Origin of the sequence: Sphingobium sp. PAMC28499 (assembly GCF_004795815.1) — a bacterium.
GTDB lineage: Bacteria > Pseudomonadota > Alphaproteobacteria > Sphingomonadales > Sphingomonadaceae > Sphingobium > Sphingobium yanoikuyae.
In genome coordinates this window covers 3,158,517-3,177,754 of sequence record NZ_CP039248.1, presented here as the reverse complement: position 1 = coordinate 3,177,754, position 19,238 = coordinate 3,158,517, and the positions used below count along the sequence as shown (strand labels likewise).

Sequence of the window (19,238 nt, the reverse complement as noted above, 5' to 3'; positions counted from 1 at the left end):
CCCGCCGATGTCGGCGCCCCTTCGTCCGGTCAGAAGGCGACGACCATCGACCCGCTGATCGCGCGGGGCGAGCCGAGATAGGCGGTGGTGGCGGTGCTGGTGAGGCCGGTGCCCGAATAGCCGATATAGACCTTGTCGAACAGGTTGGTGACGTTGAGCTGGAAGAAGGTCTTCTTGAGGCCCCATTGCTCCAGCGAGAAGCGGGCGTCGAGATCGACCAGCGTATAGCCGGGCAGCTTCACCGTGTTGATGTCGTTGACATAGCGTTCGCCGGTCCGCTTGATCTGGAGGCCGATATCGACCGGGCCGAGCGTGCCCTGGATGCGGCTGCCCAGCGTGTAGACCGGCGCGCCGGCCTCACGCTTGCCGGCGGTTGCGGCATAGGTGCTGGCGCCAGTCTGGACATCGTCCTTGATCTCCGACTTGAGGTAGGAGCCGAAGACGTAGAGCATCAGATCCTTGACCGGACGCACCGCGACGCTGCCGTCGACGCCATATTTGTCGACGCGGCCGAGGTTGCGGGTCACGCTGCAATCGCAATCGGCGTCATAGGCGGTCGCCAGGCGGTTGTTGTAGCGGGTGTACCAGCCCGACAGCTGCGCCTGGACGATACCCGACTGATAGCGCACGCCAAGGTCGAACGCATCGGAGGTTTCCGGCTTGGGATTGCCCGAGCTGGAGCCTTCGTCGAAATAAAGCGCCCCATAGAGGGCGTCGGTGCCGGGCACGGACAGGTTCTTGGCATAGCTGGTGAAGACGCTGGCCTTGCTGGTGAACTTGTAGGTGACGCCAAGGTTGGGCAGCAGCTTGTTATAGTCGAACTTGCGCGACTGCGGCGCGGCATAGGCGCTGTTGGCGGCAAGCTGGGCATCGACGCCGGCCTGGGTCGCCGGGCAGTTGACGTTGCCCGATGCGTCGGTGGTGACGCAATATTGATTGAGGTCGCGGCTGAAGAAGGGCAGGCGCGCGCCCAGCAGCAGGATGACCTGATCGTCGAGATAGGAACCGCGATATTCGCCCGAAATCTGGTTCAGCGTCGCATAGGATAGCCGGTTGCGCTTCTGTACGACATTGCCGTCGGCATCGACGATCGGATTGTTGATCGGGAAGACGTCGACCGGATCGCCATTGGCCTCCAGATAGCCGGCCTCGCCGGTCTGGCGATGGCGGGCGCGGTCATAGGTGTAGGACAGGCGCAGGCGGTTGTCGGGGTCGATATCGTAGGACAGGTTGGCAATCACGCCATAGCGCTTGGTCACGGTCTGGCTGGGTGAGAGGACGCGGACGAAATCCTGCGTGTCGCCATCGCCATTCAGGTCCACGCCGCCGACATAATAATATTGGGTCGAGCTGCTGGTGGCGGTGTTGCGGCTGTCCTTGAGATAATAGCCGCCCGTATTGCCGTCGGCGCTGGCGCCTTCATAGGCATAGGATGTGCCGCCGCCATTGGCCTTGGTATATTGGAAGCTGGGATCGACCGTCAGCGTGAGCCCGTTCGCCAGGGTGAAGCGCGAATTGAGCCGGACATTGCCGGTGTTGGATGGGTTGTAGCGCCGCTCGAACGCCGAACCGCAGCTATTGGCATAATCCGTGACGCCGGTCTGGGGCGTGTCCACGGTGCAGGTCGCGGTGTCGTAGAAGCGGCCGTCGGTCGTGCCGGGGAAGGTCGCGGTGGTATAGGTCGAACCGTTGAAGGTGTTGCGGTTCTGGTTGTAATGGCCCGCCAGCGCGATGAAGTCGCCATTGCTGCCGATCGGCTGGTAGATCTTGCCATTATATTGCTGCTTATCGACGCCGCCATAATTGGTGTAGGTCGATTTATTGGTCGCGCGCGAGGCGGAGAACCAGGCCTTGGTGCCAAAGGGCGTGAAGACGCCGGTCTGGAACATGCCGAAGATGCGGTGATAGGCGCGATCATCGTCATTGCCGCGGGCGACGATATTGCCATAGCTGGCGCTGATCATCGCGCCCATCTCGTCCGACGGCATCAGCGAACGGATGTTGATCGTGCCGCCGGCGGCCGAGGCGGTCGGGCTGTCGACATCGGTGGAGCCCAGGCTGACGGTCGCCGCCTCGATGATTTCCGGGTCGAGCTGCTGGTTGGTGTAGAGCGCGTAATTGCCCGAGTCATTGAGCGGAATGCCGTCGATCGTCTGCGACACGCGGTCGGAACTGAAGCCGCGCACGGTAAAGCTGCCGCCCAGCGATCCCCAGGGGTCCTGGTTGGAGAAGCTGACGCCGGGCACCAGGTTCAGCGTTTCGTTGATCGCCTGGCCGGGGCGCTGGCGGGCGATGATTTCCTGGTCGAGCGTGACCTTGGCCTTGGGTGTTTCGGGAATCTTGACGCCGCCGACACTCTGGTCGCCCTGCGCGCCGGTGACGATGATGCTGTCCTCGAAATCCTGCGAGCCGGTCGATTGCGCAAGCGCGGTCGCCGGCGCAGCCGCCACGACCAGCGCGGCGCTGCACATCAATAGCTGTTTCATTGACCCGAAATCCCTTTTTACCATGTGCGACAAGGGTGCCGATTATCTGTTCTGGCACCGAGCTGTCCGTGACAGTCCCGCCCTGCAACTGGGATTTCGCTATGACAATTTTGTTAAAAGTGACACGACATATAAGTGAATTATATTTCAATATGCTGCATGATATTCATGATTGAAGATGAGTATTGAAATGTAAAAGTAACGTAGAATTTTATTTCGGATTTTCGTGCCATTATTACTTCGTGTCAGCCGATCCAGTAGGGCACGATCTGGCGATTGTCGGGGTCGACATGGATCGGGCGGTCGGCCGGCGGGAAGGCGCGCTGGTCGCAGCTCTGGCGCGAGCAGAGGCGGCAGGTGATGCCGATCGGCGTCGCGGCGCCTTCCTCCTGCAGATGCAGGCCGTCGGCATAGACGAAATTGGCCGCATGGGCGACCTCGCAGCCCAGCACCACGGCGAAACGGCGCGGGGTGCGCTTGTAGCTGCCGGACGGCTTCACCAGCCCCTTGGCCATCGAGACATAGCGCACGCCGTCGGGGGTCTCGCCAAGCTGCACATTGATGCGGTCGGGCACGGCCACCGCCTCATGCACGTTCCACAGCGGGCAGGCGCCGCCGAAGCGGGCGAATTGCAGGCGGGTGGCGCTGTGGCGCTTGGTGATGTTGCCGGCCATGTCGACCCGGCAGAAGAAGAAGGGGATGCCGCGCAGGCCCGGCCGCTGCAGCGTGGACAGGCGGTGGCAGGCCTGTTCGAAGCTGACGCCGAAGGTGCGGGCCAGCCGGTCGATATCATGGCGCATCGTCCGTGCCGCCTCGCGGAAGGGGGCATAGGGCATCAGCAGCGCGCCGGCGGCATAATTGCCAAGGCCGATCGCGAGCAGCCGGTCGGCGCCGGTGACCGGCAGGCCGGCCTTGCGCACCACATCGGCGATCACCGCCTGCCCCTCCAGCATCATCAGCTGGTGGGCGAGCATGAACTTGCGGCTTTCGGTCGGCAGGGCGGCGTTGATGAACAATTGCCGGTCGGCGGCGCGATAGGCGCGCAGCGCGCTGTCGGGCGTCTCGGCGATCAGCGTCTCGATGCCGTGGCGGCGGGCCAGCGCCTCGACCAGCATCCCTTCGTCCAGCACCTGGCCCTGGGCAAAGCTCTCGGCCATCTCCTCGGCCAGGCAGTCGAGGCTATGAACATAATTGCCGGCCTCATGAAACCAGTCGCGCGCCGCTTCCCAGGGCAGGCGGGCCTGCACCTCATGATCGTTGGCGATCGCCTCCTCGATCATGTTGATCCGCTCATTGGCGCGCATATGGGCGTTGTAGAGATCGACATAGCGCGCGGCGAATTCGGGGAATTGCAGGTGCAGCTTCTCGATCCGTTCCGGCTCCAGTGCCGGGCCAGGCAGTTCGGGATGGGACAGGGCAAAGGCGAAGGCGCCCAGCAGTTGCTCATCCTCACGGCTGTCGAAACTGGCCCAGTCGGTGGGAAAGGCGTTGGCGAGCGCGGCCTTGACCTTGGCGGTCAGCGGGCGATCGTCATTTTCCATCTGGCTGAGATAAGATACGGATATGCCCAGTGCCTGCGCCATCGTCGCCTGGTCCATGCGATGGTCCAGGCGCAGCTGGCGCAGGCGTGGACCTGCGAATATACGATTGCCGCGTGCCATAATCCTTACCCTAATTTGCGAAGTCGCGATTTGCAAATTGGCAAATTTACATTTGCGAACTTTGCTTGCGGCTGGGTAGGGGAAGGGCAAGGCGGCGTCGGCCAAGCTATTGACGCCACGAATTTGGAGAGAAGCCTTTCATGTCGAAGCTCGCCATCATCGAACAGCTGGAAGTCAAGCGCGAAGGCGCCCGCATGGGCGGCGGCCAGCGCCGCATCGACGCGCAGCATGGCAAGGGCAAGCTGACCGCGCGGGAGCGGATCGAAGTGCTGCTGGACGAGGACAGCTTTGAAGAGCTGGACATGTATGTCGAGCATAACTGCATCGACTTCGGCATGGATGAACAGCATATTCCGGGCGACGGCGTGGTCACCGGATCGGGCACGATCAACGGCCGCCTCGTCTATGTCTTCAGCCAGGATTTTACCGTCTATGGCGGTGCGGTGTCGGAACGGCACGCGATGAAGATCTGCAAGATCATGGATATCGCGATGAAGGTCGGCGCGCCGGTGATCGGCCTCAACGACAGCGGCGGCGCGCGCATCCAGGAGGGCGTCGCCTCGCTCGCGGGCTATGCGGAGATTTTCCAGCGCAATGTGCTGGCGTCGGGCGTGGTGCCGCAGATCAGCGTCATCATGGGCCCCTGCGCGGGCGGCGCAGTCTATTCGCCGGCGATGACCGACTTCATCTTCATGGTGAAGGACAGCAGCTTCATGTTCGTGACCGGGCCCGACGTGGTCAAGACGGTCACCAACGAGGTGGTGACGCAGGAGGAACTGGGCGGCGCGATCACCCACACGACCAAGTCGGGCGTGGCGGACGTGGCGTTCGAGAACGACATCGAAGCGCTGCTGGCCGTGCGCGATTTCGTCGACTTCCTGCCCGCGTCCAACAAGAAACCGGTGCCGGAGCGGCCGAGCGCGGACCCGTGGGACCGGCTGGAGGACAGTCTCGACACGCTGATCCCGGCCAATGCCAACCAGCCCTATGACATGCACGAACTGATCCGCAAGGTGGTGGACGAGGGCGACTTCTTCGAGGTGCAGCCGGCCCATGCGGGCAATATCCTGTGCGGCTTCGGCCGGATCGAGGGCAAGACGGTGGGCATCATCGCCAATCAGCCGATGGTGCTGGCCGGCGTGCTCGACATCAACTCGTCCAAGAAGGCCGGCCGCTTCGTGCGCTTCTGCGATGCGTTCGAAATCCCGATCGTCACCTTCGTCGACGTGCCGGGCTTCCTGCCGGGCACCGCGCAGGAACATTCGGGCATCATCAAGCATGGCGCCAAGCTGCTGTTCGCCTATGCCGAAGCGACCGTGCCGAAGATCACCGTGATCACCCGCAAGGCCTATGGCGGTGCCTATGACGTGATGAGTTCCAAGCATCTGCGCGGCGACCTCAACTATGCCTGGCCGACCGCCGAGATCGCGGTGATGGGTGCCAAGGGCGCGGTCGAGATCATCTTCCGCGGCAAGACGCCCGAGGAGATTGCCGAGAAGACCAAGGAATATGAAGACCGCTTCGCCAACCCCTTCGTGGCGGCGAGCAAGGGCTTCATCGACGAGGTGATCCAGCCGCATTCGACCCGCAAGCGGATCGCGCTGGGCCTGCGCAAGCTCAAGAACAAGGCGCTGGAGAACCCCTGGAAGAAGCACGACAATATTCCGCTGTGAGGGTTTGAAATGACATTTTATTCGTCATTGCGAGCGCAGCGAAGCAATCCACTTGCGCGCCGTATGGATTGCCGCGTCGCCTGCGGCTCCTCGCAATGACGAAGATATGGAATGAAGATGATGCAGCCGGCGGTCTACATCATGGCGAGCGGACGGAACGGGACGCTCTATACCGGTGTCACCTCAAACCTGCCGCAGCGTGTGTGGCAGCATCGGGAGGGTATAACCGTCGGGTTCACGCAACGGTACGGCTGCAAGATGCTGGTCTGGTACGAAATGGCGGAAACGATGGAGGTAGCCATCGCCCGCGAGAAGCAGATCAAGGCAGGCTCGCGGGCGAAGAAGCTAGCATTGATTACCGGGTTCAATCCCGATTGGCAGGATTTGTATCAGGGCATCGCTCAAGGGTGAAACGTCGCATGGATTGCTTCGCTTCGCTCGCAATGACGAAGGATAGGATGTGAAACTCGGCCGCTTGAACCATATCGGCATCGCGACGCCTTCGCTGGCGGCGAGCCTGGCCTATTATCGCGACATCATGGGCGCGACGATCACGCATGAACCGTTCGACCTGCCGGCGCAGGGGGTGAAGGTGTGCTTTGTCGATACGCCGGGTGAAGGCGGCACCGCCGGCACGCAGATCGAACTGATCGAGCCGCTGGGCGAGAACAGCCCGATCCACGGCTTCATCGCCAAGAACCCGGCCGGCGGGCAGCATCATATGTGCTATGAAGTGCCTGACATCCACGAGGCCAAGGCCTGGTTCGAGGGGCTGGGGAAGAAGGTGCTGGGCGAGCCGCGCATCGGCGCTCATGGCACGCCCATCTTCTTCGTCCACCCCAAGGATATGAACGGGGTGCTGACCGAGATCATGGAGACGCCGAAGGACGGTGCGCATTGAATTACGTCATGCCGGACTTGATCCGGCATCCCGCTTCTTTTCAGCAAGCGGGATGAAGATAGCGGGACCCCGACTCAAGGCCGGGGTGACGAATGGGTAGGATAGGACACGCATGACCGAGAAGCCGACATTGGACCAGTGGGCCGCCGCTGCGGCCAAGGAAGTGAAGGGCAAGGATCTGAACTGGGATACCCCCGAAGGTATCGTGGTGAAGCCGCTCTACACGGCCGAGGACGTGACCGTCGATCCGGGCCTGCCGGGCTTCGCCCCCTTCACCCGTGGCGTGCGCGCGTCCATGTATGCGGGTCGGCCCTGGACCATCCGCCAATATGCGGGCTTCTCGACTGCCGAGGAATCCAACGCCTTCTACCGCCGCAATCTGGCGGCCGGCCAGAAGGGCCTCAGCGTCGCTTTCGACCTGGCCACCCATCGCGGCTATGACAGCGATCATCCGCGCGTCGTCGGCGACGTGGGCAAGGCCGGCGTGGCGATCGACACGATCGAGGACATGAAGATCCTGTTCGACGGCATTCCGCTCGACAAGATGAGCGTATCGATGACCATGAACGGCGCGGTGATCCCGATCCTCGCCTTCTTCATCGTCGCCGGCGAGGAACAGGGCGTCGAGCGCAAGCTGCTCGACGGGACCATCCAGAACGACATCCTCAAGGAGTTCATGGTCCGCAACACCTATATCTACCCGCCCGAACCCAGCATGCGGATCATCAGCGACATTTTCGGCTATACGTCGCGTGAGATGCCCAAATTCAACAGCATCTCCATTTCCGGCTATCATATGCAGGAAGCCGGCGCGACGCAGGTGCAGGAACTGGCCTTCACCATCGCCGATGGCGCCGAATATGTGCGCTATGGCGTCGCCAGCGGCCTCGACATCGACAAGTTTGCCGGGCGCCTCAGCTTCTTCTTCGCCATCGGCATGAACTTCTTCATGGAGATCGCCAAGCTGCGCGCCGCCCGCGTGCTGTGGCATCGGGTCATGACCAAGCTGGGCGCGCAGGATGAGCGCAGCAAGATGCTGCGCACCCATTGCCAGACGTCGGGCGTGTCGCTGACCGAGCAGGACCCTTACAACAACGTCATGCGCACCACGATCGAGGCGATGGCGGCGATGCTGGGCGGCACCCAGTCTCTCCATACCAATGCGCTGGACGAAGCGATCGCCCTGCCGACGGACTTTTCCGCCCGCATCGCGCGCAACACGCAGATCGTGATCCAGGAAGAGACCGGCATGTGCAATGTCGTCGATCCGCTGGGCGGCAGCTATTATATCGAGGCGCTGACCCAGCAGCTGGTCGACGCCGCGCAGGAAATCATCGATCGCGTGGAAGCCGAAGGCGGCATGGCCAAGGCCGTGGGCGCGGGCTGGCCCAAGGCGATGATCGAAACCGCCGCCGCCGCCCGTCAGGCGCGCGTCGACCGGGGCGAGGACGTCATCGTCGGCGTCAACAAATATCGCCTTGCCAACGAAGACCTGCTCGAAACGCTGGAAGTCGACAACACCAAGGTCCGCGAGGCGCAGATCGCCCGCATCAACCGGGTGAAGGCGCAGCGCGACGAGGATGCCTGTCAGGCTGCGCTGCAATCGCTCCGCGATGCCGCCGCCGCGCCGCAGTCGATCGAGACCAATCTTCTCGCCCACGCCGTCGAGTGCGCCCGCGCGCGCGCCACGCTGGGCGAAATCTCGGCCGCCATGGAAGACAGCTTCAACCGCTATGGCACCCAGCCGACGCCGGTGAAGGGCGTCTATGGCGCGCCCTACAAGGATGACAGCCGCTGGAAACAGGTTCTCGACGGGGTGCAGGCCGTCGAACGGCGCCTCGGCCGCAAGCCCAAGCTCCTCGTCGCCAAGATGGGGCAGGACGGGCACGACCGGGGCGCCAACATCATCGCGTCGGCCTTCGGCGACATGGGCTTCGATGTCGTGTCCGGCCCGTTGTTCCAGACGCCGGAGGAAACGGTGGTGCTGGCGCTCGACAGCGGTGTCGATGTGGTCGGCGCCTCGTCGCTCGCCGCCGGGCACAAGACGCTGATCCCGGAACTGATCAACCGGCTGCGCGACCATGGCCGTAGCGACATCAAGGTGATCGCCGGCGGGGTCATCCCGCCGCAGGATTATGACTATCTTCGTGACGCAGGGGTTCAGGGCATTTATGGGCCGGGTTCCAATGTCGTGGAGTGCGCCGCCGATGTGCTGCGCCTGCTCGGCCACAACATGCCCCCGGCGGGGCTAGAGGAAGCTGCGTAAATGAATACCCCCTGCACCCTGACCGCCCGCAACGACTGGACGCGCGAGGAAATCGCCGCGCTGTTCGACCTGCCCTTTGGCGACCTGATGTTCGAAGCGCAGTCGATCCACCGCGCGAACTTCCCGCGCAACGAGGTGCAGCTGTCGACCCTATTGTCGATCAAGACCGGCGGCTGCCCGGAGGATTGCGGCTACTGCAACCAGTCTGCCTCGGCGGAAAGCGGGCTGAAGGCCGAGAAACTGATGAGCGTGCAGGCGGTGATGCAGGCAGCGGCGCAGGCGAAGGACGCAGGGTCTTCGCGCTTCTGCATGGGCGCGGCCTGGCGCAACCCCAAGGATCGCGACATGCCCGCCATCGTCGAGATGGTGAAGGGCGTGCGCCAGATGGGCATGGAAACCTGCATGACGCTGGGGATGCTCAGCGAAAGCCAGGCGGACATGCTCGCGGAGGCGGGCCTCGATTATTACAACCATAATATCGACACCTCGCCCGAACATTATGAGAAGGTCATCACCACCCGGACCTTCGACGATCGTCTGGTGACGCTGGAGAATGTCCGTAATTCGGGCATCAACGTCTGCAGCGGCGGCATCGTCGGCATGGGCGAAACGCGCGAGGACCGCGTCGGCTTTCTCCATGCGCTCGCCGTGCTGCCGGTCCATCCGCAGAGCGTGCCGATCAACGCGCTGGTCCCGGTCAAGGGTACGGTGCTGGGCAATATGCTGGCCGACACGCCACTCGCCAAGATCGACGAGATCGAGTTCGTCCGCACGGTCGCGGTCGCGCGGATCGTGATGCCGGAAAGCATGGTGCGCCTGTCCGCGGGGCGAGAGAGCATGTCGGATAGCTGTCAGGCGCTCTGCTTCATGGCCGGAGCGAACAGCATCTTCACCGGCGACAAGCTGCTGACCACCGCCAACGCCGGCGACAATGCCGACGCGGCGCTCTTCGCCAAGCTGGGCGTCGTGCCGATGCAGGCCGAAGTGAAGGTCGAGCTGGAGGCTGCGGAGTGACATTCGCGCTCACCCTCGTCACCCCGGATTTAATCCGGGGTCCCGCTTCTTCTCTGCCGTCGCGGGGGAAGAAAGCGGGATGCCGGATCAAGTCCGGCATGACTAAGGTGGGTTTGGTGTTTGAATGGAAGGAATGACACGCCGCCGGCAGATATGGGTGACGGTGTGGACGAGCCTTTTGCTCGTTCCCGTTCTCCTGCTGCTATTCGGCTGGTCGATGATGGAATGCTCGGACGCTGACCCGTGTCCGACGGGTGGGAAGATGCCTTTTGGAGAGGCCGCGGCGATTTTCGGTGTGATGCTGATGATCGGGCAGGGCATTTTCCTGAAATCGATCTGGAGAGGTCGATAACCGGAATGGGATTGAGCCTCGCTTGAAAGAGCGGGGCGAACGAAACTGAACAAGGACTGGGGCAGGAAGTAGAATGGCAATAACCAAGATCCTGATCGCGAACCGTGGCGAAATTGCATGCCGTGTCATGCGCACGGCCAAGAAGATGGGCATCAAGACCGTCGCGGTCTATTCCGATGCCGACGCCCGCGCGCCGCATGTGCTGATGGCCGATGAAGCCGTCCATATCGGTCCGCCGCCCGCCGCCCAATCCTATCTGCTGGCCGACAAGATCATCGAGGCGTGCAAGGCCACCGGCGCCGACGCGGTCCACCCCGGCTATGGCTTCCTCTCCGAGCGCGAGAGCTTCCGCAAGGCGCTCGACGCCGAGGGCATCATCTTCGTCGGCCCGCCCGCCAACGCCATCGCCGCGATGGGCGACAAGATCGAATCCAAGAAGCTGGCGATGGAAGCCGGCGTCAATGTCGTTCCCGGTTTCGTCGGCGTGATCGATGACACCGAGCATGCCGTCCGCATCTCCAACGAGATCGGCTATCCGGTGATGATGAAGGCCTCGGCCGGCGGCGGCGGCAAGGGCATGCGCCTCGCCTACAGCGAACAGGATGTCCGCGAAGGCTTTGAAGCGACCAAGCGCGAGGGGCTGAACAGTTTCGGCGACGACCGCGTCTTCATCGAGAAGTTCATCGAAAGCCCGCGCCATATCGAAATCCAGGTGCTGGGCGACCAGCATGGCAATATCGTCTATTTGAACGAGCGCGAATGCTCGATCCAGCGCCGCCACCAGAAGGTGGTCGAGGAAGCGCCGTCGCCCTTCGTTAGCCCCGAAATGCGCAAGAAGATGGGCGAGCAGTGCGTCGCCTTGGCCCGCGCGGTCGGCTATTTCAGCGCCGGCACGGTCGAACTGATCGTCAGCGGCGAGGACAAGACCGGCGACGGCTTCTACTTCCTGGAAATGAACACCCGCCTTCAGGTCGAGCATCCGGTCACCGAGGAGATCACCGGCGTCGACCTGGTCGAACAGATGATCCGCGTCGCCAATGGCGAGAAGCTGTCCTTCGGTCAGGCGGATGTGAAGATCAACGGCTGGTCGATCGAGAACCGCGTCTATGCCGAAGACCCCTATCGCGGCTTCCTGCCGTCGACCGGTCGCCTGATCCGCTACAACCCGCCCGAAACCGGCACGGATGAGAGCGGCGCACTGATCCGCGTGGATGACGGCGTGCAGGAAGGCGGCGAGGTGTCGATCTTCTACGATCCGATGATCGCCAAGCTGATCACCTGGGCGCCCACGCGTTTGGAGGCCATCGACAAGCAGATCGAGGCGCTCGACAAGTTCGAGATCGAGGGGCCGGGCCACAATATCGATTTCGTGTCCGCGCTGATGCAGCATGAGCGCTTCCGCTCGGGCAATATCACCACCGGCTTCATCGCCGAGGAATATCCTGAAGGCTTCACCGGCGCGCCCGCGTCGGCGGAATTGCTCCAGCGCCTGTCCGCGATCGGTGCCTTCGCCGCCATGGCGCAAGCCGACCGTGCGCGGCGGATCGACGGGCAGCTTGGCAAGCGCCTGTCGCCGCCGACTGGCTGGCAGGTGAAGATCGCGGATGCGATCCATGATGTCGTGATCGACGGCGACGAGGTGACGGTCGATGGCGAGAGCATCGACATGGCGCTGGAATATACGCCCGGCGATCGGCTGATCGAGGCGGAGTTTGGTGAGGAGCAATTGGCGGTGCGGATCGCGCCGATGCGGTCGGGCTTCGTGCTGACCGCCCATGGCGCCAGCCACAAGCTGCGCATATTGCCCGCCCACGCCGCGCCCTATGCCGCGCACATGATCGAAAAGATCCCGCCCGATCTCTCCAAGTTCCTCATCTGCCCGATGCCCGGCCTGCTGGTCGCACTCAACGTCAAGCAGGGCGACAAGGTCGAGATCGGCCAGCCGCTCGCCGTGATCGAGGCGATGAAGATGGAAAATATCCTGCGCGCCGGCAAGGCGGGCACGGTCAAGAGCGTGTCGGCGGCCCAGGGCGAAAGCCTGCCGGTCGACGCGGTGATCCTGGAACTGGAGTAAGCATTCCTCCCCGGAACGGGGAGGGTGACCACGAAGTGGTGGAGGGGGGGATGCCCCTGGACGCGGCCTCGCATTTGGGGCACGCCCCCTTCCGTCGGCTTCGCCGCCACCTCCCCGCAGGCGGGGAGGAGATGGAGTTCCTGCATGCACCTGACTCATGATCCCAGCGCCCCCGCCGCCGACCCGATCGCCTTCGACGATTTCCTGAAAGTGGATATCCGGGTCGGCACGATCGTCTCGGCCGAGCCCTATCCCGAGGCGCGCAAGCCCGCCTACAAGCTGCTGATCGATTTCGGCCCGACGATCGGCCAAAAGAAATCGAGCGCCCAGATCACAGAAAATCACGCACTGGAAGACCTGCCCGGCCGCCAAGTCGCCGCCGTGGTCAATTTCCCGCCGCGCCAGATCGGCAAGTTCATGTCGGAGGTGCTGACCCTCGGCTTCGCCGACGCGGCCGGCGCCGTCATGCTGTTCGCGCCCGACAAGCCCGTGCCGAACGGTTCGCGACTGTTCTGAACCTGTCCTACACGGGCCGAGCCATGTTAGGCAGTCGGCATGGCGGCTATGCGCGTGCTGTTGGAAATTTCCTTTCCCGTTGGCGCATGAAGATGTCAAAATATACGGGAAATATGCGAAGTTAAGGGGGCGGGATGACGCAGGCGGTCGGGGGCGACTATGTGATGGATGCGAAGCGGGACCGGTTGGTCATCACCGCTTCGGCACTCGGCACGGTGTTCGAATGGTATGATTTCTACATCTATGGCGTGCTGGCACCGATCATCGGCCGCACCTTCTTCCCGACCGACAATCCGACCGTCGAACTTCTCTATTCGCTGGCCGGCTTCGCGATCGGCTTTGGCTTCCGGCCGCTCGGCGCGATGCTGTTCGGCTATCTGGGCGATCGGCTGGGGCGCAAATATACGTTCCTTGCCACCATCGTCCTGATGGGGCTGGCCACGGCGGGGGTCGGGTTGACCCCGTCGGCCGCCAGCATCGGCGTCGCCGCGCCGGTCATCCTGATCCTGCTCCGCATCGCGCAGGGGCTGGCGCTGGGCGGCGAATATGGCGGGGCGGCGATCTATGTCGCCGAACATGCGCCGCCTGGCCGACGCGGCTTCTATACCAGCTTCATCCAGGCCGGCGTGATTGGCGGCTTCATCCTGTCGCTGATCGTCGTGGTCGGCACGCAATGGATCGTCGGCATGGAAGTGTGGGACGCCTGGGGCTGGCGCATTCCCTTCATCTTCTCGCTGGCGCTGCTCGCCATTTCGCTGTGGATGCGCCTGATGCTGCGCGAAAGCCCGGTCTTCACCGCGATGAAGAAGGCGGGGCAACAGGCGAAGAACCCGCTGAAGGAGGCCTTCACCGCGCCGGACAACAGGAAGCGGATGCTGGTGGCGATGATCGGCATCGCGGCGGGTTTCACCGTGATCGCCTATACGGTGATGTTCCAGGCGCTCTATTTCCTGCAGAGCGGCCTGCATGTCGCGCCGGGCATCGCGCAACTGCTGGTCGGCGGCAGCGCCTTTGCCGGCATGGCGAGCTTCATCTTCTTCGGCTGGCTCTCGGACAAGGTGGGCCGCAAGAAGCCGATCGTCATCGGCTATGCGCGGGTGCTGCTGCTGGTCATGCCGCTCTACCAGTATATGGGCGCGACCGCGAACCCGGCGCTGACGCAGGCGGCAGCACGGGCGCCGGTGGTGGTGAGCGGCCCGGATTGCCGTTTCGATCCCTTTGCCAAGATACAGCCGACCGCCTGCGGCAAGCTGCTCGATCATTTTTCCAAGCGCGGCATCCCCTATGAGAAGCGCAGCGGCGTGGCGCCGGCGGTCAGCATCGGCGGCGTGGCCGTGGCGGACCTCAGCCGTGACGGGATCGATGCCGCGCTGACGGCGCAGGGCTATGATTTCGGTGTCGTCCGCCCCGACTGGCCGCGTGCGCTGATGCTGTTCGCCGCGTTGCTGTTGCTCTGGACCCTGTCGGGCGCGACCTATGGCCCGGTCGCGGCGCTGCTGTCGGAATATTTCCCGGCGCGCATTCGCTACAGTTCGCTCTCCATCCCCTATCATATCGGCACCGGCTATTTCGGCGGCTTTCTGCCGCTGGTCAGCCAATATATCGTCGCGCGCACCGGCGATCCCTATGCCGGGCTGTGGTACACGATCGCGGTGGTGGCGCTGGCGCTGGTCACCTGCCTCGTCGCCTTGCCGGAAACGAAAGGACGCCCCCTCGACGCCTGAGCCCCGGCGCGCTATCGGCTGCGGGCAATGACTGGCTATATCGCTCCGCTCCGCCTGCGCCTCGATGGCGATGCGCTGCTTTCCAACTGGCGCTGGCTGGCGCGGCAGGGCGGCGCCCCGGCCTGTGGCGCTGCGATCAAGGCCGATGGCTATGGCCTGGGTGCGGCCGGCGTCATGCAGCGGCTGAAAAGCGCGGGTTGCCGCGATTTCTTCGTGTCCAACTGGGGCGAGGCGGCGGTGCTCGAAGCGCAGATGGACGGTGTGAACTTCGCCGTCCTGCACGGCGTGCGCGACGAGGATATGGCGCAGGCGCTGACCTCACGGGCGCGGCCGGTGCTCTGCACGCCGGGGCAGGTGGCGCGCTGGAAGGCGGCAGGCGGCGGCGCTTGCGACCTGATGATCGATACTGGCATGAACCGGCTGGGCCTCGACTGGCGCGCCGACCTCGGCGAACTGGTTGATGGGCTGGAGATTGTCACGCTGCTTAGCCATCTGGCGTCAGCCGACGAGGATAGCGATCTCAACCCGACGCAACTGGCCCGCTTCCGGGATGTCCGGGCCGCAGTGCCCGCACAGCGCTACAGCCTCGCCAACAGCGCGGGCATATGCATGGGCGCGGACTATGGCTTCGACCTGACCCGGCCGGGTATCGCCCTTTATGGCGGCGTGCCGCATCCCGATGCGGCGCCGCATCTCCGCCCGGTCGTGCAGCCACAGGCCCAGATATTGCAGCGTCGCGCGGTCATCGCCGGCGACACGATCGGCTATAACGCGACCCATCGGGCCGAGCGCGATCTGGAGATTGCGATTCTCAACATCGGCTATGCCGACGGCTATCTGCGCGGCTTTTCGGGGCGCGGTGCGGCGCTGGTCGATGGCATCCGCCTGCCGGTGCTGGGCCGGGTGTCGATGGACTTGCTGGCAGTGGATGTCGGCGCGCGCCCGGATGTCGCGGAGGGCGACTGGTTGACGATCAACTATGATCTGCCGCAGGCGTCACAGGCGTCGGGCCTGTCGCAATATGAGCTGCTGACGGGCCTTGGCAAACGGTTCGACCGCATCTGGGCCTGAGAGTCTGTTTTAGAAAAACCGGTTCCGGCCCGCTCCCCCGCCCAACCGCCCGATCCAGTGTCATCCTGTCGGGTGGTTGGGCGGGGGAGCGGGCTGGTACGGGCTCTAACAGCAAAAAGGGCGCCGATCGCGAGACCGGCGCCCCTTCACTATCTAATGGATGGCGCTCAGCGCTCGATGCACATCGACACGCCCATGCCGCCGCCGACGCACAGGGTGGCCAGGCCCTTCTTCGCGTCGCGCTTGGCCATTTCATAGAGCAGCGTGGTCAGCACGCGCGCGCCCGATGCGCCGACCGGGTGGCCGATCGCGATCGCGCCGCCATTGACGTTGACCTTGGCCGGATCCCAGCCCAGTTCCTGACCGACGGCCAGCGCCTGCGCGGCGAAGGCTTCGTTTGCTTCGATGAGGTCGAGATCGGCGACCGACCAGCCGGCCTTTTCCAGTGCCTTGCGGCTGGCCGGGGCCGGGCCGATACCCATGATCGACGGATCGACGCCGCAGGTGGCGAAGCTGGCGATGCGGCCCAGGATGGTGGCGCCGCGCTTGGCGGCTTCGTCGGCGCTCATCACCACCAGCGCGGCGGCGCCGTCATTGATGCCGCTGGCATTGCCGGCGGTCACGGTGCCATCCTTCTTGAAGGCGGGGCGAAGGCCCTGCAGCGCTTCGATCGTGGCGCCGGCGCGGATATATTCGTCCTGGTCGACGATGGTGTCGCCCTTGCGGCCCTTGATCGTCACGGGCAGGATTTCGTCGGCGAAGCGGCCCGACGCGCGCGCGGCTTCCGCCTTATTCTGGCTGGCGACGGCGAATTCGTCCTGCGCCTCGCGGCTGATCTGGTATTTCTCGGCCAGGTTCTCGGCGGTGATGCCCATATGATAGCCCTGGAACGCATCGGTCAGGCCGTCATGGATCATCGTGTCGACGAAGCTGACCGGGCCCATCTTGGTGCCGCCGCGCAGCATCTGGGCATGGGGAGCGAGCGACATGCTTTCCTGGCCGCCGGCGACCATGATGCGGGCGTCGCCGGCCTTGATCGCCTGCGCCGCGAGCGCGACGGCGCGCAGGCCCGATCCGCACAGTTGGTTGAGGCCGATGGCGGTGCGCTCGACCGGGATGCCGGCGTTGACGGCGGCCTGGCGGGCGGGGTTCTGGCCCTGGCCGGCGGTGAGGATCTGGCCCAGGATCACTTCGTCCACTTCTTCGGGCGCGACGGCGGCCTGTGCCAGCGCGGCGAGGATGGCCTGGCGGCCCAGTTCATGTGCCGGAGTCGTGCCGAAGGCGCCCATGAAACTGCCCACGGCGGTACGCTTGGCGGCGGTAATGACGATGTCTGACAAAGGCTCGATCCTCACTAGTGGTAATGTTGTTTTCGCAGGCGCACATAACATCATCCGCCATGGCGGGAAAGCCAAAGGGACAGCGGATGCCACAGCATGTCGGGTGCCCGCTGGCTCAATATCATGCCGACATGGCCAAGGTTCAATATCCGGCTTTCCGTAAGGGATGGGGCGGCCGTCGCGGGCACGATTCGATCGGTTGCGGAAGCGATCGACAAGCTGGGGCAGGGGAGCGAGGCCGGGTCTATGACGGTCCCATCGATGTGCCATTCGTTTTGCCCGCTCGCATTTGCCGCATAGAGCATCTCGAACAATTGCTGCCCGGCGGCATAGGTGAGCGGTGCGCCCTCATTGGCCCAGTCCTCAACCGCGAGGAAGGCGCGCTCCTCGTCGGAGCCGGGTGTCATGTCGGCGAAGGCTGCATATTTCTGCACGGTGCGCTGCGGATCGAGCGCCCAGAAGCCCGATTGCAGTGCCTCCATCGGCACATAGCCGAGCCGGTCGCACATCGGCTTCGCACCGCGCCACAGGGCGGCGATCTCGGCAAGGTCGGCGGGCGGGAAGCCGGCAAAGTTCCAGGGCGAAGCGATCGTCGCCAACGCTGCCACCGGGTGCAATGCTGCGGCTGCAATGGCGATCGTGCCGCCCAGGCAATAGCCGACCAGGATCGGCGGGCGCCGCAATGCAGCGAGCATCGGGATAAGCCGGTCGGTGACATGGCCGTCGAGGCCGAGGCTGCGGTCGGCGGCCGTCGGCGCCCCCCAATCGACCAGATAGGCGTCATGGCCCGCTGCGGCCATATGGCGCAGCATGGAGCGGCTTTGCGACAGGTCCAGCACCTGTGGCGGGTTGATCAGGGAGGGGATGAAGACGACCGGCGCCCGATCGTTTTCCGGTGCCAAATCAGCTTGATACCGCAGCAGCCGGGCACTGCCAGCCGTTGCGGCAATGGGGCATGGTGGTGGTGGCGACGGACGCTGCGCCTCCTGATAGCGACGCAGGCCGATGAAGGCGCGGCGGCGCAAATCAGCATCATGCTCCGTTTCGCGCCATAAAATGTTGAGAAAAAGGGGTAAAGGACGCGGGCCATGTTGCGGCGCGGCATCGCCCTGTGCTAATGCGGGATGAGCAGGTGAGGGAGAGACAGGCATGGCCAAATCGAAGGCTGCTAATGAATCCGAACCGGTGGTTATCAAGAAGTACGCTAACAGGCGGCTCTATAACACCGAAACTTCAAGTTATATCACGCTGGACCTTTTGTCGCAGATGACCCGCGAGGGGCGCGAGTTCGTCGTCGTCGACGCGAAGACCGGCGAGGACATCACCCATAATGTCCTGACCCAGATCATCATGGAAGAAGAACAGCGCGGCAAGAACATGCTGCCGGTCAACTTCCTGCGCCAGCTGATCGCCATGTATGGCGATTCCATGCAGTCGATGGTGCCGCAATATCTCGAAGCGTCGATGGACGCCTTCCGCAAGAACCAGCAGCAGTTCCAGGAAGCCATGAAGGGTGCCTTTGGTGGCGGCCCGCTCGCCGAGATCGCCAAGCGCAACATGCAGATGTTCGAGGCGGCGGCGAGTGCGTTCGGCAATGGCGTTCCGGGCATGCCGGGCGCCACGCCCAGCCCGACGCCGGCGGCGACCGAAGAAAGCAAGGATGACGAGATCGCCGTCCTGAAGGCGCAACTGGCTGCGCTCAATGCGAAGATCGACAAGCTGAGCTGATCCACTATGGCCAAGGCGGATAGACTGGAGCGCCTGGATATCCGCCGGGCGGAGCTGGAAGAGGAATATCGCGCGGCGCTGATTGCGGCGCTGCGCGTGACCGCTGCCGGGCGCTGGGGCCTGTTCGACCATCAGCAGGATCGCAGCGCCCGCGCGAAGACCGCGCCGGTGCTGGCACAGCTCGACGAACTGGCGCAAGAGATCGACGCGATGCGCGACACGCTGGGGCTGGAGCCGTTCGACCTCCATCCCGCCTTTCTGGCGGCGCGCGGCAAGCCGGCGGCCGATGCGGTGGGCGAGCCCAAGCAGGCCAAGGCCTGGCTGGAGCGACTGGGCGCCGACGCCGGTTGAATGCCGCCCGGCGCGATGCTTGGGGGTCGACAGGGATGGCGGGTCTGGCCTATGGCGCCCCATCCACTTCAATACAGGCGA

The 19,238-nt window shown here is 64.0% G+C and carries 15 protein-coding genes; 11 read left to right on the top strand and 4 right to left on the bottom strand.

Features of this window, described 5'->3' with window-relative positions:
* Positions 1-29: 29 nt before the first annotated feature.
* Together E5554_RS15150 and E5554_RS15145 are read right to left on the bottom strand one after the other, a co-directional pair.
* Positions 30-2,486, bottom strand: a complete 2,457-nt coding sequence (locus tag E5554_RS15150; RefSeq protein ID WP_247594281.1) for a TonB-dependent receptor — start codon at positions 2,484-2,486, stop codon at positions 30-32.
* A gap of 245 nt (positions 2,487-2,731) precedes the next feature.
* Positions 2,732-4,147 carry a helix-turn-helix transcriptional regulator gene (locus E5554_RS15145; RefSeq protein WP_010338815.1) on the bottom strand — a complete coding sequence of 472 codons (1,416 nt, stop codon included), beginning with the start codon at positions 4,145-4,147 and terminating at the stop codon, positions 2,732-2,734.
* A gap of 140 nt (positions 4,148-4,287) precedes the next feature.
* On the opposite strand from E5554_RS15145, the gene E5554_RS15140 reads away from it, so the two are divergent.
* The 9 genes from E5554_RS15140 to alr all read left to right on the top strand — a co-directional run bounded on the left by E5554_RS15140 (position 4,288) and on the right by alr (position 15,738).
* Entirely contained in the window at positions 4,288-5,820 is a 1,533-nt protein-coding gene (locus E5554_RS15140) for an acyl-CoA carboxylase subunit beta (protein WP_136187302.1), read from the top strand.
* Between the two features lie 120 nt (positions 5,821-5,940).
* Entirely contained in the window at positions 5,941-6,231 is a 291-nt protein-coding gene (locus E5554_RS15135) for a GIY-YIG nuclease family protein (protein WP_136188385.1), read from the top strand.
* A 49-nt stretch (positions 6,232-6,280) separates the two neighbouring features.
* Positions 6,281-6,721: a methylmalonyl-CoA epimerase gene (gene mce, locus E5554_RS15130; protein ID WP_136187301.1), complete on the top strand. Its 441-nt coding sequence runs from the start codon at positions 6,281-6,283 to the stop codon at positions 6,719-6,721.
* Positions 6,722-6,833: 112 nt separating this feature from the next.
* A complete protein-coding gene (scpA, locus tag E5554_RS15125) occupies positions 6,834-8,987 on the top strand; it encodes a methylmalonyl-CoA mutase (protein ID WP_010338812.1) in 2,154 nt (717 codons plus the stop codon).
* Entirely contained in the window at positions 8,988-10,001 is a 1,014-nt protein-coding gene (gene bioB / locus E5554_RS15120; protein WP_125985988.1) for a biotin synthase BioB, read from the top strand. It begins immediately after the preceding gene.
* A gap of 425 nt (positions 10,002-10,426) precedes the next feature.
* Entirely contained in the window at positions 10,427-12,427 is a 2,001-nt protein-coding gene (locus E5554_RS15110) for an acetyl/propionyl/methylcrotonyl-CoA carboxylase subunit alpha (protein ID WP_136187300.1), read from the top strand.
* A 144-nt stretch (positions 12,428-12,571) separates the two neighbouring features.
* Positions 12,572-12,943: a tRNA-binding protein gene (locus tag E5554_RS15105; RefSeq protein ID WP_136187299.1), complete on the top strand. Its 372-nt coding sequence runs from the start codon at positions 12,572-12,574 to the stop codon at positions 12,941-12,943.
* A 134-nt stretch (positions 12,944-13,077) separates the two neighbouring features.
* Positions 13,078-14,667 carry an MFS transporter gene (locus E5554_RS15100; protein WP_136187298.1) on the top strand — a complete coding sequence of 530 codons (1,590 nt, stop codon included), beginning with the start codon at positions 13,078-13,080 and terminating at the stop codon, positions 14,665-14,667.
* Between the two features lie 27 nt (positions 14,668-14,694).
* Positions 14,695-15,738 carry an alanine racemase gene (gene alr, locus E5554_RS15095; RefSeq protein ID WP_136187297.1) on the top strand — a complete coding sequence of 348 codons (1,044 nt, stop codon included), beginning with the start codon at positions 14,695-14,697 and terminating at the stop codon, positions 15,736-15,738.
* Between the two features lie 167 nt (positions 15,739-15,905).
* On the opposite strand, the gene E5554_RS15090 is transcribed toward alr, so the two are convergent.
* Together E5554_RS15090 and E5554_RS15085 are read right to left on the bottom strand one after the other, a co-directional pair.
* A complete protein-coding gene (locus tag E5554_RS15090) occupies positions 15,906-17,078 on the bottom strand; it encodes an acetyl-CoA C-acetyltransferase (RefSeq protein ID WP_004207221.1) in 1,173 nt (390 codons plus the stop codon).
* Positions 17,079-17,128: 50 nt separating this feature from the next.
* Positions 17,129-18,103 (bottom strand): alpha/beta fold hydrolase, encoded by a 975-nt coding sequence (locus E5554_RS15085; protein WP_136187296.1) that lies wholly within the window; start codon positions 18,101-18,103, stop codon positions 17,129-17,131.
* Between the two features lie 124 nt (positions 18,104-18,227).
* Between E5554_RS15085 and phaR the strand changes: the two genes are divergently transcribed.
* Both phaR and E5554_RS15075 read left to right on the top strand, forming a co-directional pair.
* On the top strand, positions 18,228-18,806 hold the full coding sequence (gene phaR / locus E5554_RS15080) for a polyhydroxyalkanoate synthesis repressor PhaR (protein WP_017502180.1): 579 nt from the start codon (positions 18,228-18,230) through the stop codon (positions 18,804-18,806).
* Positions 18,807-18,812: 6 nt separating this feature from the next.
* Positions 18,813-19,157 (top strand): hypothetical protein, encoded by a 345-nt coding sequence (locus E5554_RS15075; RefSeq protein WP_136187295.1) that lies wholly within the window; start codon positions 18,813-18,815, stop codon positions 19,155-19,157.
* Positions 19,158-19,238: the final 81 nt, after the last annotated feature.